The sequence below is a fragment of the Bacteroides sp. OM05-10AA genome, assembly GCF_003439055.1.
In the GTDB taxonomy this organism is placed as follows: Bacteria; Bacteroidota; Bacteroidia; order Bacteroidales; family Bacteroidaceae; genus Bacteroides; species Bacteroides intestinigallinarum.
Genome location: NZ_QSUR01000013.1, coordinates 13,151 through 26,757, shown reverse-complemented (window position 1 = coordinate 26,757; position 13,607 = coordinate 13,151). Strand labels below are relative to the sequence as shown.

16 protein-coding genes and 1 tRNA gene are annotated in these 13,607 nt (G+C 41.8%); 7 read left to right on the top strand and 10 right to left on the bottom strand.

Going from position 1 to position 13,607, the window contains the following annotated elements:
* Positions 1–79 precede the first annotated feature (79 nt).
* The 5 genes from DXB58_RS11985 (at position 80) to DXB58_RS11965 (ending at position 2,637) form a co-directional block, all read left to right on the top strand.
* A tRNA-Ser gene (locus DXB58_RS11985) sits at positions 80–167 on the top strand.
* Positions 168–241: 74 nt separating this feature from the next.
* Entirely contained in the window at positions 242–1,042 is an 801-nt protein-coding gene (locus DXB58_RS11980) for a MotA/TolQ/ExbB proton channel family protein (protein WP_004312432.1), read from the top strand.
* A gap of 6 nt (positions 1,043–1,048) precedes the next feature.
* A complete protein-coding gene (locus DXB58_RS11975; protein ID WP_122136861.1) occupies positions 1,049–1,534 on the top strand; it encodes a hypothetical protein in 486 nt (161 codons plus the stop codon).
* 35 nt (positions 1,535–1,569) lie between these two features.
* Positions 1,570–2,163, top strand: a complete 594-nt coding sequence (locus DXB58_RS11970) for a biopolymer transporter ExbD (protein WP_122136860.1) — start codon at positions 1,570–1,572, stop codon at positions 2,161–2,163.
* Between the two features lie 3 nt (positions 2,164–2,166).
* Positions 2,167–2,637 (top strand): biopolymer transporter ExbD, encoded by a 471-nt coding sequence (locus DXB58_RS11965; RefSeq protein ID WP_004315772.1) that lies wholly within the window; start codon positions 2,167–2,169, stop codon positions 2,635–2,637.
* A 103-nt stretch (positions 2,638–2,740) separates the two neighbouring features.
* Here the strand turns inward: DXB58_RS11965 and DXB58_RS11960 are convergent, their stop codons facing one another.
* Both DXB58_RS11960 and DXB58_RS11955 read right to left on the bottom strand, forming a co-directional pair.
* Positions 2,741–3,304 carry a GNAT family N-acetyltransferase gene (locus DXB58_RS11960; protein ID WP_122136859.1) on the bottom strand — a complete coding sequence of 188 codons (564 nt, stop codon included), beginning with the start codon at positions 3,302–3,304 and terminating at the stop codon, positions 2,741–2,743.
* A 95-nt stretch (positions 3,305–3,399) separates the two neighbouring features.
* A complete protein-coding gene (locus DXB58_RS11955; RefSeq protein WP_122136858.1) occupies positions 3,400–4,677 on the bottom strand; it encodes an IgA Peptidase M64 in 1,278 nt (425 codons plus the stop codon).
* A gap of 152 nt (positions 4,678–4,829) precedes the next feature.
* Here DXB58_RS11955 and DXB58_RS11950 point away from each other — a divergent pair, with 152 nt between their 5' ends.
* Positions 4,830–5,309, top strand: coding sequence for an Lrp/AsnC family transcriptional regulator (locus tag DXB58_RS11950; RefSeq protein ID WP_004297952.1), 480 nt, complete (start codon positions 4,830–4,832; stop codon positions 5,307–5,309).
* A gap of 3 nt (positions 5,310–5,312) precedes the next feature.
* Here DXB58_RS11950 and DXB58_RS11945 read toward each other — a convergent pair whose 3' ends face one another.
* From DXB58_RS11945 to DXB58_RS11920, 6 genes are all read right to left on the bottom strand, one after another.
* A complete protein-coding gene (locus DXB58_RS11945) occupies positions 5,313–5,807 on the bottom strand; it encodes a dihydrofolate reductase (protein WP_122136857.1) in 495 nt (164 codons plus the stop codon).
* Between the two features lie 4 nt (positions 5,808–5,811).
* Positions 5,812–6,606, bottom strand: coding sequence for a thymidylate synthase (locus DXB58_RS11940; RefSeq protein ID WP_004311691.1), 795 nt, complete (start codon positions 6,604–6,606; stop codon positions 5,812–5,814).
* Positions 6,607–6,645: 39 nt separating this feature from the next.
* On the bottom strand, positions 6,646–7,917 hold the full coding sequence (gene cls / locus DXB58_RS11935; RefSeq protein WP_199487947.1) for a cardiolipin synthase: 1,272 nt from the start codon (positions 7,915–7,917) through the stop codon (positions 6,646–6,648).
* 120 nt (positions 7,918–8,037) lie between these two features.
* Positions 8,038–8,367, bottom strand: a complete 330-nt coding sequence (locus DXB58_RS11930; protein ID WP_122136856.1) for a DUF5056 domain-containing protein — start codon at positions 8,365–8,367, stop codon at positions 8,038–8,040.
* Entirely contained in the window at positions 8,348–8,899 is a 552-nt protein-coding gene (locus tag DXB58_RS11925; protein ID WP_004297960.1) for an RNA polymerase sigma factor, read from the bottom strand. Before DXB58_RS11925 ends, DXB58_RS11930 begins: the two co-directional genes overlap by 20 nt.
* Entirely contained in the window at positions 8,896–9,675 is a 780-nt protein-coding gene (locus tag DXB58_RS11920) for a DUF6249 domain-containing protein (protein WP_004306807.1), read from the bottom strand. The genes DXB58_RS11925 and DXB58_RS11920 overlap by 4 nt, the downstream gene beginning before the upstream one ends.
* Before the next feature lie 109 nt (positions 9,676–9,784).
* On the opposite strand from DXB58_RS11920, the gene DXB58_RS11915 reads away from it, so the two are divergent.
* Entirely contained in the window at positions 9,785–11,248 is a 1,464-nt protein-coding gene (locus tag DXB58_RS11915) for an rRNA cytosine-C5-methyltransferase (RefSeq protein WP_122136855.1), read from the top strand.
* On the opposite strand, the gene DXB58_RS11910 is transcribed toward DXB58_RS11915, so the two are convergent.
* A complete protein-coding gene (locus DXB58_RS11910) occupies positions 11,245–12,075 on the bottom strand; it encodes a hypothetical protein (RefSeq protein ID WP_122136854.1) in 831 nt (276 codons plus the stop codon). The genes DXB58_RS11915 and DXB58_RS11910 overlap by 4 nt on opposite strands.
* 278 nt (positions 12,076–12,353) lie before the next feature.
* Complete coding sequence (locus DXB58_RS11905; protein WP_122136853.1) at positions 12,354–13,538, bottom strand: TolC family protein; 1,185 nt, start codon at positions 13,536–13,538, stop codon at positions 12,354–12,356.
* Positions 13,539–13,607 lie beyond the last annotated feature (69 nt).

Below are 13,607 nucleotides of genomic sequence, written 5' to 3'. Positions count from 1 at the left end.
TCGAGATAAAAGAGGGAGAATGCTTCTTGAAAAGAAAAAAAAGAATACATTTGTAGCTGAAAATGCTGAAAACTCAGAGGGAGAGATGCTCGAGTGGTTGAAGAGGCACGCCTGGAAAGCGTGTATACGCCAAAAGCGTATCCGGGGTTCGAATCCCCGTCTCTCCGCAGAAATGAAAGAGAGATGAGAAGTAAATACAATAATAATAATCAATTAATTAATCTTAAAAATTAGACACACAATGAAAAAGTTATTTGCAATTGTTGCTGTGATTGGGGCCTTCACTTTTGGCTCAATTCAACTTGCTCAGGCTCAAGACGCTCCTGCAGCAGAACAAACTGAACAACAAGCTGCTCCTGCCGCTGAAGCTACTACAGCTGCTGCTCCTGCTGCAGAAGAGGGTGGTATTCACAAGGAAATCAAAGTTAAATTCATCGAAGGTACTGCATCTTTCATGAGTTTGGTAGCTATCGCTTTGGTGATCGGTTTGGCTTTCTGTATTGAACGTATCATTTATTTGAGTTTGGCTGAAATCAACACAAAAAAATTCATGGCATCTATCGAAGCTGCTTTGGAAAAAGGTGATGTTGAAGCTGCTAAAGACATTGCTCGTAACACCAGAGGCCCGGTTGCTTCTATCTACTACCAAGGTTTGATGAGAATCGATCAAGGTATCGACGTAGTTGAGAAGTCAGTTGTATCTTATGGTGGTGTACAGGCAGGTTACCTTGAAAAAGGATGTTCTTGGATCACACTGTTTATCGCAATGGCTCCGTCACTCGGATTCTTGGGTACTGTAATCGGTATGGTGCAGGCATTTGATAAGATCCAGCAGGTAGGTGATATCTCTCCGACGGTTGTTGCAGGTGGTATGAAAGTTGCCTTGATTACAACTATCTTCGGTTTGATCGTAGCATTGATCCTTCAGGTATTCTATAACTACGTACTTTCTAAAATTGAGGCTCTTACAAGTGAAATGGAAGATTCTTCTATCTCTTTGCTTGATATGGTAATCAAATATAACTTGAAATACAAAAAATAATCTGAAATGAGTAAGTTAACATATAGAATATCGTATTACGCACTGTATGCGATGTTTGCTATTATTCTGATCGTTATCGGCTTGTTCTTCTTAGGAGGAGATGCCACTGGCGATGCCTTGATTCCGGGGGTAGATCCCGAGATGTGGCAACCAGCTCAAACAGACGCCTTACTCTATCTGATGTACGTTTTGTTTGGTGTAGCTGTTGCTGCCACTGTGATTGCTGCTGTATTCCAATTTGGTGCAGCTTTGAAAGATAATCCGGCAAACGCTATCAAGTCTTTACTTGGCTTGGTTCTTTTAGTTGTTGTTTTAGCTGTAGCTTGGGCTATGGGTGATGGAACACCGATGCAAATTCCGGGCTATGATGGTACAGATAACGTTCCTTTCTGGCTGAAACTAACTGATATGTTCCTTTATGCTATTTACATCCTGTTGTTTGTGACAGTTGTTGCAATCATTGGAAGCGGTATAAAGAAAAAATTATCGTAATCAATTGAGGATACTCAATTAAATAAGTAATTAAAATGGCAAGAGGAAAAAGAAAAGTTCCTGATATTAACTCAAGTTCTACGGCGGATATTGCTTTCTTGTTGCTGATCTTCTTCTTGATTACAACATCAATGGATACGGACCGTGGTTTGGCAAGACTTTTGCCTCCACCACCCGAAGATCAAGATCAACAGAACACAGATAAGATCAAAGAACGTAATGTCTTACAGGTATACCTGAATAAGGATGATGCCTTGATGTGCGGAAATGATTATATAGGTGTTGACGAGCTAAGAGAAAGAGCTAAAGAATTTATTGCTAATGTTGCTAATGCAGAACACATGCCTGAAAAAACACAGAAGAATGTAGAATTTTTCGGCACATATTTGGTTAATGACAAGCACGTAATTTCTTTGCAGAATGACCGTGGATCTTCTTATCAGGCATATATCAGTGTGCAGAACGAGTTGGTGGCTGCATACAATGAATTGAGAGATGAGTTGGCTCAGGAAAAATGGCAAAAGACATATGCAGAATTGAATGACGATCAACAAAAGGCGATTCGTGAAATTTATCCGCAGAGAATTTCTGAGGCAGAACCTAAAAAATACGGAGAAAAAAAGAAGTAAGTAATGGGAAAATTTAATAAGACTGGTAAACGTGAAATGCCGGCATTGAATACTTCTTCGTTGCCTGACCTTATCTTTACTTTGTTGTTCTTCTTTATGATTGTAACAACAATGCGTGAGGTAACATTAAAGGTGCAGTTTACACTTCCGCAAGGTACTGAACTCGAAAAACTGGAGAAGAAATCGCTGGTAACATTCATCTATGTAGGGGAACCTACACAAGAATATCGCGCGAAAATGGGTACTGAAAGTCGTATTCAGCTGAACGACAGCTATGCTGAAGTTGGTGAAGTACAAGACTTCATTTTTCAGGAACGTGCAAGTATGAATGAAGGTGATGCAGCTAAAATGACTGTGTCTCTGAAAGTAGATCAAAAGACAAAGATGGGTATTATTACTGACGTAAAAAATGCTCTTAGAAAATCTTATGCTTTGAAGATTAACTATTCGGCTACTAAACGTGGTGAGAAGTAATTAGTTAATTTAATATATAAAAAGAAAGGGTGTCCAAACCGATTGGGACACCCTTTCTTTTTTATTCTTTAGAACTTATAGAAGTAGTTTTCTGTAGGTTAATTTATATCGGCTTTTCTTTTTTATTTTCCAACTCTTTTACTCCGTATACTTCCGTATGAATTTTATTCTTGATTGTTTCAAAATCCTTTTCACAATCCAATTCTCCGTGTACCATTAAATACATGGGCAGAAAATCATCTCCGGGTTTGTAAGGAGGTTGGCAATAGTCTTTTCCCCACAGTACAAAGCCTTGACGTTGATAAAAGCTGATACGTCGTTTTGCCATTTCCTCTATCGGACGTTCCACTTCCAATACAATCGGGCGTTTCAAATAATTGCACAAGTATTCCAGCGTGCGTTTTCCATAGCCTCCATTTCGTAGGGCAGGATTGGTTGCAAAGTGTTCTACATAGTAGAAACTGTCAAAATCCCAATAGGTAATGAAGCCGACTGGCAGGTTATCATCAAAGATGATGTTATTATGAAAGTTGTCCGTACGATCAGTGTACTCGCGCAGTTGTTCCAACTGACGGTACTCTTCCGGTGGGAACGAATCAATTAGAAGCTCTTCCATGAATTTGTAATGCTGCAGATCCGACGTACTAATTGGTTGAAGTCTAATCATGAGGTTTGGGTTTTAAGTTTGACAATAATATGATTGTATATGATTTTGTTTTAGCTGAATATTTGCAGTAGACTGTCATCAATGATTGTAGTCGGTTAAGGGACATAAAACTCAATCATTCGACGGATGGCACGTTGACAAACCGGACAAAACTCCGGGTATTCGTTTGTTTTCATACGGCAGTCGTAGGCGGGACGATAAATGCCCTTGGCAGAATAGCCACCTCCCTCATACACTCCTACCGGATATTTCTTTCTTTCAGCAATAGGGGTAGGAATCGGAATACCTGACGGAAGCATATCTTTCCATTTGGAAGCGAAGTTTACCCGTGTTGAAATATTCTGTTCCCACGGTTCGACATCCAGCGGATAAGTATCTGTCATCACATCATCATCATAGAAATATTCGTCGGCCAGTCCACCGAAACTGTGTCCGAATTCGTGCACGACTACCGGCTTGAACATAGGGTGATGGGCTGTGGTCAGCGTATACGAATTGTATATTCCTCCTCCACCATATACATCTGTGTTAGCCAGGATAATGATATGTTCGTAGGGGATGCCTGCCAATGCATTGTGGATAGATTTTACCCGGCTGGTAGTCAGATAGCGGTCCGAATAAAAAGTATCGAAATGAGAATGAACTGCCGTTTGTTTCCACTGGTTTTCGCGGGGAACACTGACACCGCTGTCCGTAGAAGGGCTTGCTACGGCAACAATATTAAATTTGCCCTTCATGGAGCGGAACGGCTCATACGAAAACAAACTTTCGCAGGTGCGTTGTGCATCCTGATAGAAGACATCCATTTCTTTTTCTGTGTATCCTTCTGCAAGGATGGCAACGTCTATGCAGTCTTTTTCATTACCACTTTGAAGCATATACCGATGCGGAGTGATATGTGATACTCCCCGTTTATGAATCAATATATCATCCGGACGGATGATATGTTTGTAGGTAGCCAATCTTTTTTTTCGCGGAGAATATAAAGTGACTTCTACCTCCACGGGCTGTTTAGGATAAGGAAGAAGGAAAGTATTCTCAAATCCTTTGGCTGTTTCTTTGGCTTCGTCTGTAGACAGCCACTCTTGAAACAAAGAAGAGAATGACGTTTGGTAGATACACTGTTTGCTGGCAAGGTCCTTCACTATAATTTGTCCGTTGCCTTCCAAAGGAAGTTCCGAAAGATGATGTTGGCGGCCTGCCCAAGTAGGAAGCTGTGATAGCTCATCCAAATAAATAGCCTGTTGTGTAGCATCCCCGGTAAAGATATAATCCACTCGCAATGTTTTGTTCTGAAAATAATCAGCAAAATTCTGTGCATAACTTCCTATAGAAGTACAGAAACACAGAATGATACAGCAAATATGTTTCATATAAACGGTATATTTATGTTTTTCGCAAAGGTACGAACTATTGTTGACTTATCCGCTTTCTGCAAATAAAAGTAATAGATTATAGTATTTGTTGTCGAAAAATCGCTAACTTTGCATAAAAGATTCATTGATAAAAACAATTTGATTCAAAAATGGGACATCATCAATTAGATGCTTTAGATGAGCAAATTCTGAAACTGATTGCAGGGAATGCGCGTATTCCTTTTTTGGAAGTAGCACGAGCATGTAATGTTTCCGGCGCTGCAATCCATCAGCGTATTCAGAAGCTTACTAATTTAGGTATATTAAAAGGTTCGGAGTATGTCATCGACCCCGAGAAAATCGGATATGAGACTTGCGCTTATATTGGTATATATCTGAAAGATCCCGAATCCTTTGATTCGGTAACGAAAGCTTTAGAAGCTATCCCCGAAGTGGTGGAATGTCATTTCACTACCGGAAAATACGATATGTTTATCAAAATTTACGCAAAGAATAACCATCACTTATTGAGTATTATTCACGATAAGTTGCAACCATTGGGTTTGGCGCGTACCGAGACATTAATCTCCTTCCATGAAGCCATTAAGCGGCAGATGCCAATCATGGTCGACATAGAAGATGAAGATTAATCGTTATTTTCTCACGTAATCAACAAAAGCATAGGAGCAGAGATGTTTCTCATCCGCAGGATGAGCTTCTCTGCTTTTTTCTTGCCACATCTCTGGTGATACTTCCGGAAAATAGGCATCGACTTCGGGAGCCATATCATTTATTTCTGTCAGGCAAAGTTCGTCAGCGAAAGAAAGAGCCTGCTGATAAATACTTGCTCCTCCTATAATATAAATGTGTTCCTCCTCTTTACAACTTTGCAAAGCTGCTTCGAGTGAAGGGAAAACTTCCGCACCGGGACATTCTGTAGCCGGGTTGGAAGACAAAACGATGTTTCTGCGATTGGGTAATGCGCCTTTCGGTAGTGACTCGAAAGTTTTGCGTCCCATCAGTATCGTGTTTCCGGTAGTTAATGCTTTGAAACGTTTTAAATCATTGGGTAACCAGAAAAGAAGTTTGTTCTCGAAGCCGATAGCCATACGGCGGTCTACGGCAGCAATGATAGATATTTTACTCATAAAGTTACACGGCTACTGCTCCTGCAATATGCGGATGCGGGTCATAGTTCACTAATTCAAAGTCCTCAAATTTGAAGTCGAAGATACTTTTCACATCCGGATTGATCTTCATTTGTGGCAATGGACGAGGTTCACGTGATAATTGGAGCTTCACTTGTTCCAAGTGGTTCAGGTAGATATGTGCATCACCGAAGGTATGAACAAAATCTCCGGCTTTCAGTCCCGTCACTTGTGCCATCATTTGCAGCAATAATGCGTATGAGGCAATATTAAAAGGAACACCCAGAAAAATATCTGCACTGCGTTGATACAGTTGCAGGCTCAACCGTCCGTCTGCTACATAAAACTGAAAGAAAGCATGGCAGGGAGGCAAATTCATATTATTCAAATCTGCTACGTTCCAGGCGCTTACAATGATACGGCGTGAATCCGGATTATGTTTGATTGTTTCCACCACTTCACTGATCTGGTCGATAAATCCACCGTTATAGTCAGGCCATGAACGCCATTGATAACCATAAACATGTCCTAAGTCGCCGTTCTCATCCGCCCATTCGTTCCAGATACGCACTCCATGTTCCTGAAGATATTTCACATTAGTATCACCTTGCAGAAACCAAAGCAATTCGTATATGATTGATTTCAGATGTAGTTTCTTGGTTGTCAGGCACGGGAAACCGTCATCAAGATTAAAACGCATTTGATGACCGAAAACGCTGATGGTTCCGGTTCCGGTACGGTCACTTTTTTCTGTACCTTCGGTTAGTACACGATTGAGTAAATCCAGGTATTGTTTCATAATGAATAAGTTGTGGTGAAAATGATTCTCCGCACAAAATTACAAAAATGGAGTGAATAAATTAGCAAACCAGCCGACGAACTTCTTCCACGGGGAGCGCTTTTTCCAGAATTCAGGCGTTAGTTGAGTGCAATGCTCGATATCGTTCCGGAACATTGTATTTAATTCACCCGTTATTTTTGTATCAAAGATGAAAGCATTAGTTTCGTAATCATAGCGCAAGCTGCGGCTGTTCAGGTTGGCAGTGCCAACTGTACAGAACAAATCATCCACCATCATTATTTTAGAGTGATGAAATCCACCGTTATACATATAGACTGTAGCTCCTCTTTTCATCAGTTTGTGTAACTTATAAAGTGCGGCATCCGGAGTAAACGGGATATCGGAGGCAGAAGAAACCATGATTGTAACATTTACGCCTCGGTCGATTGTCCGGTTCAACGCCTTTTTGATTGAAGAAGTCGGTACAAAATAAGGATTGACGATATGAACATTCTTTTGGGCTGAATAGATGCTCATGGCATAAGCGTGGCTTAACATGCGGCTATTCTTTTTCGGGGTACGGTCTACGATTGCTACCACAATATTCGTACTGTCCGTTTGTTCCTCATGTTGGGGGAAATAAGCGGCTCCACCTACATTCTGTTTGGTTTCCTTATTCCAGATCGTTAGGAATATCTCCTGCAGATCATTGACGGCATCCCCTTCAATGCGTGTGTGCATATCACGCCAAGTTCCGATTTTGGGTAGTCCGTTAATGTAGTAGTCAGCGATATTCATACCACCGGTATAAGCCACTTTTCCATCGATGACAGCTATTTTCCGGTGATCGCGATGGGCGGCGTGATTGATATAAGGGAAAGTGAACGGATCGAACTTGACAATCTCGATTCCTTGTTCACGTATTTTCTTGAGATGTCTCTTTTTAAGTGGTTTGTTGTTCGACCAGTTTCCGAATGCATCGAACATAGATCGTACTTCTACCCCTTCTTTCACTTTTTCGGCCAGCAGGGCAAATAAAGCATTGGCGATGGAGTCATTTCGGAAGTTGAAATATTCCAGGTGGACGTGGTGTTTAGCTTCCCGGATGGCTTCAAACAAATCGATAAACTTCTCCCGTCCGCTTTTTAGCAGTTTTACCTTATTATTATCAGATATAGGGATTCCCGATTCTTGTAAATAGCGTAGCACAAGGGAATCGCTGGTTAATCCGATTGAGTCCCTGGGATGTATCATCAGACTGTCGATGATACCTGCCTGAACACTCAATATAGGCAGGAACAGAAATAAAATAAATATACGTAATTTCAAAACTCTTCTCACTCTTTTAGTTTACAGAAGAACAAAGATACGATATCTAAGTTTGGGCTCCTTTGCTAACAAGGGCAAATTTATCATTCTTTAACGAAATAACTTCTTTCCAGGAGTTAATTATGCCATCGAAGCAACCTTTCGTGTAGCCATGAATAATAGTACAACAGCTGCGATAATAATTGACTTCGGATCAAGGCTGGAAGTGCCATGATTAATCATACCGATAAATACTTCTCTTATGGTTTCCCAAGCTGCTTCCAATCCGCCTAACCATACAAAAAGTGCGGCCGCCACAGTCATCACGAAAGCGCTCCAGATACGAGCCAGGCGATTACTACGATCGGGTAAGTGGTGCATGACACGGCGACTGAATCCGTTATCTGCTATTTCTTGCTTGTTTTCTGTGAAGAAATCGCGCAAGAGCTTATCATTGTCTATTTCTGTCATAACCGTTTTGTTTTAAATACGTTGCTAATTTTTCTTTTCCGCGTGACAGATGGCTTTTCACTGTCCCTGAGGGTACTCCTACAATCCCTGCAATTTTGTCGATACTAATGTCCTCCATGTAGAACAACGTGATGCAGGTTCTTTCCACTTCTTTAAGCATTTTGAGTGACTGGTAGACATCCATTTTTTGCCCGATATTCTCCTGTTCGGTGCTGTTGATGGCGTCTATTTCTCTTGTATCCAAGTCGGCTGTCTCTTTCCGGCTGCGAATATAATCATAAAAAACATTATAAGCAATACGATACAGCCACGTAGAGAAACTTGACAAGTTCCGGAAAGAGGCAATGTTCGTATACGCTTTGATAAATGTATCTTGCGCAAGGTCGTCACTCAATTCGCTGTCGCCGCAAGTCAGGTTCAGGAAGAATCGCCGGATGGGCGACTGATACTCCTTCACCAACTGGTCAAAGGCCCTGGTGTTCTTGAACACCACGACCTGTGCGACTAACGATATATCATTGAGTTGGCTCATTTATTCTCGTCGTTCTTTTCTTCGTTTACTCCTTTGTCTTTCTCTTCGGATTCGGAAGGGATGATTTCGAAACTATCGGTTCTAACGTTATTCGGGTTCTTTTTTTCATCCTTATTACCCGTATACATCCGGGTAGCATTTGCGTCTTGAGTCTGTTGTTTACTACCGATAATCCATTGTCCGATACCCATGAATGTAACGAGTAAGCCGATAGCTCCAATTCCGAATTCGCCGGTGATTGCCCAGAGGAAGATGAAAAGACCGATACCCGTAAAGGTGTTCTTGATGCCTTGTGAACGCGAATCGACTGTTTTGTTTTCACGGATAAACTCTGCCGGAAGCGGTTGGCCGGCAGCAAGTGCCTGTTCGGCAAGGCGATAACGTGCTTTCCGGTTTTTATAACGGAAGAAGAAGATTACAAATAGAATGAATACCGGAAATCCGAATACAGCAATGATTGCAATGATTGCTACCAGAATACCTCCGCCGGCACTAACATTGTGGAAGGGGAAATCGCTGTCATCCGAATCGAATGTGAAGCTGGCTTTGCCATGAGTGGTGCTAACATTACTTGAGTTTGCATTTACGTCTGCAGAATCAGCATCTGCTGTGTCTACACCAATCACTGTGACAGCAGTATTGTTCGTATTTGCTTTATTGTCTTTGGTCACGGTAACTTTTACTTTCCCGATGGAATCACGAACAACGGTGGTCTGGGCAACAGCCAGTGTGCAAGTGGTCAGTACAACCATCAATGCTAATAGAAAATTTTTCATATCAATAGTTTTTTAATTTATTTCTTTATCTGTTAGACGTAGTTAATATCATAGAAAGTTGCAAAGAGACGAAATATTTTTGATATTTGCGGAAATTAATAAACGAAAGATGGAATTACCTGCTTCTTTTATAGACTACACCCGCGCTCTATTGGGCGATGAAGAATACGACAAACTGGCTGTTGCCCTCCAACAGGAACCACCGGTTAGCATCCGGTTGAATCAATTGAAAATCAATCATTCTTTATCGGATAAAGTACCTTGGTCTTCCGAAGGATTCTATTTGGAGGAGCGTCTCACTTTCACGTTCGATCCCTTATTCCATGCAGGCTGTTATTATGTTCAGGAAGCTTCTTCCATGTTTGTGGAGCAGGTACTCCGGCAATATGTCACCGGGCCGGTGAAGATGTTGGATCTTTGTGCGGCTCCCGGTGGAAAATCGACTCATGCCCGTAGTGTACTTCCCGAAGGGAGCCTGTTGGTAGCCAATGAGGTAATCCGGAATCGTTCGCAGATTCTTGCTGAAAACCTGACGAAGTGGGGACATCCGGATGTGGTAGTGACCAATAATGATCCGGCAGATTTTTTGGCTTTACCCTCTTTCTTTGATGTGATTCTTACAGATGTTCCCTGTTCCGGTGAAGGTATGTTCCGTAAAGACCCGATAGCTGTGGAAGAGTGGAGCCCCGAGAATGTGGAAATCTGTTGGCAGCGCCAGCGACGGATTATTGCGGATATCTGGGATGCGTTGAAGCCCGGAGGTATTCTTATATATAGTACGTGTACATTTAATACAAAAGAGGATGAAGAGAATGCACGTTGGATTCAACAAGAGTATGGGGGCGAACCATTAACTGTGCAGGTGCAGGAGAATTGGAATATAACAGGAGATCTTTTGTCAGATAAAGGGGATCATTCTAAATCTTCTATTCCCGTCTATCATTTTTTTCCTCATAAGACGAAAGGTGAAGGCTTTTTTCTGGTGGCTTTTCGTAAGCCGGAGACGGAAGAAGAGATTCCGGTATCTTCTTTCGCGAAAGAGAAAGCTTTCAAGAAGAAGGATAAGAAAGGAATAGCAGCATCTTCTCCTGTATCGAAAGAACATCTGAATATGGCTAAAAACTGGTTGAATGATGAAAATTCGGACAAGTATCTTTTATTGGCGGAAGGAACAAATATCCGGGCTTTTTCGCAGTACTATACTAATGAATTAACAATGATGAAGCAAAGCCTGAAAATCGTGTCGGCAGGGATTGAGATAGGCGAGGTGAAAGGAAAGGATTTGATCCCTAACCATGCGTTGGCAATGTGTATCTCCCTTTTGTGCCGGGAAGCATTCGCTATCGAAGAAATAAGTTATGAACAGGCTATCACTTATTTACGGAAAGAGGCCATTACCTTACCGGCAACAGCCCCTCGTGGGTATGTTTTGCTCACTTATCGGCATATCCCTCTCGGATTTGTGAAGAATATCGGCAATCGTGCCAATAATCTTTATCCGCAAGAATGGCGCATCCGTAGTGGATACTTGCCGGAAAATATACGCATCTTGTCAGAAGACGTTACTGATTAAGGCAGTATTCCCGCAGGTATTTCCTGTTGGGAAAGACTAAAGCTAAGCTGTCTGCCTTTTCCGATTTCTGTGCCTTCAGCTATTTCTTCCAACGTGTAGGAAGGAGGAGGTGCAGGTGATGTCCGCGTTTCTCCAATGGGCGGAGTGTTCCAGTTCAGATTTAAGCTTTTATCCAACCGGTGAAATAAGTACGAGTTTCCCCATATAATGAATTTATGATTGGAAACAGGTGTTGCCATATCTTCCGAAAAAGTGAGGGTTAGTGTCACTTTCTCATCGTCTCCTTCTTCTTTTTCCAGTTTGTAACTTCCTTGGGTTATTAATTCAAGTCCGGATGAAAAGGCGGTCTGTTCTCCCTGTTTGAAAAAATAAGCATCCCGTGCGTGGTTGTTAATCAGAAAAATGTCGGAAATACCGGGTAGAAGATTCGCATCTCCGTTGGGTAAGTTAGACAAGTAGCTGCGGAGCAACTTTATATTTTCGTAATTATCGACCACCTTGATTGGTAAAGTGCAACTCTCTTGTGTGGCGTTGTCTGTTACTGTCAGATAAGTCGTTCCGGTGAGGATACCGGTCACATAAATCATACGTCCGGCAGGTACTCCGCTCCAGCCAGTTTCGGTTCCGGCACTTGCGATGCGTGTGTCTTTCACTGCAAGTGAGTAGTCACCATTTCCGCTTTCCAGGCCAAGGTAACGTCTGCCACCCATAGGCACTTCGTATTCACTGTTGTAAAAACGTAGTGGATTGTCGTCATCATCTTTACAGCCGCTTAGTAGCGTAAGGATGCAGCATAACATGAATAAATAGAAATGTTTAGGTCTCATAATTCAGATTTTATGTTCATTGCAAATGTAATGTATTGTTTTGAAATATCCGGTAGGAATTTGAAGAAAAAGAGAGAAAAGAGAGGGAAAGAGAGGAGATGTATTTAGGCACGGATTACACGGATTTTACGGTCTTTAGTGTTGTCATTATTATAAAGCAGCAGTGTTAATCCGTGTAATCCGTGCCTAATTTATGATATAAACATACTTATATCACTTAAAAATAGAAATTAGTATGTTCAGCATAACCCATGATTAAAGGGCTTTATGTAGTCTGTTTATAGTTTGCTTTTGTAAATCCGTGCCATTGCCTTTTGGTACTGATTTTCCAGTTGCAGATAATTTTGATGACTTTGATAGATTACCGACACTTCAACAAAGTACTCGATCATACTAATTTGTCCACCCGCCAAAGCTTGTTTCAGCAATGCCAAATCTTGTTGCGACTGGAAAGTCTTGCTATATTCTTCCATTGAAGCATGCAGCGTTTTCGCTTCCCGGTAAAGCTGTGCCAATTCTGATTCCACTTGCAGGGTAGCATTATCCTTTTGCAAGTCGATGTTGAGTGCCTGCGCTTTAGCAATTTTCACCTTATTCCGATTTTCGAAAAGCGGGAAGGAGAAGCCTACTACTACACCGTTGAAAGGCACACCTGTTTCCGTATTCCGGCGATAGCCGAGCTCCAGCTTCGGCAGCCACTGGGATTTATTGACAGCGATTTGTTTACGGGCAACGAGACTTTCGTTGCCTAGTGCCATTAGAGTGCGGTCTGTTGCCATAACTTCCGATTTCAACATTTGGTAATCGCTTGGGAACGGTATAGTCGGATATTGATTCTCTTCGAAAACCACCGGAATATTACCATTCAGCGTATTCAGTTCCTGCTGCTTATTGCGTAGTGCCGTCTCGTTCAGAGATGCTTCCGTTTTCACATTCAGCAGTTCCAAGTTGATTTTATTGGTTTCGAGTGCATTTGCATCTCCTGTCTGGAGACGCTTGGCGTACATTTTAGCCAGCTCTTCCGCATTGCGGAGGCGTTCTTCTAAAATATGCTTTTGTTGGCGAAGCATAATAATATCCAGGCAGAGTTCTTTTGCCTGTAACAGCTTCTCCTGACGAAAAACATCCGCCTGGCTGTCAAAAGCTCCTGCCTTCAGGCGGTTCAACTTGTTACGTGTAGCATATAGACTGGGGAAATCAAAACTTTGTGAAACAACCAGCTCACCGATTGTTTCGTTTTTATCTTTTGCTCCCCATAGATGCGCATAAGAAAGAGTAGGGTCAGGCAAGTTATTATCCGTTTTGGCTTCCAGCTTCTGCGAAGTAATCAGTTGCTCGTTTGCCTGCAGCTCCCTATTGTTCGTTTCGATATTTTTCAATACCTGGTCAATTCCGTTTTGAGCTTGCACTCCGCCTATGGCTAAAGATAGAAGTGCAGTGCTTATAATCATGATTCGTTTCATTCTGATTTTCTTTATTTGTTACAATCGATTGTTGATAGATACTTTATGATAAGGTATCTGTTTGTTCGG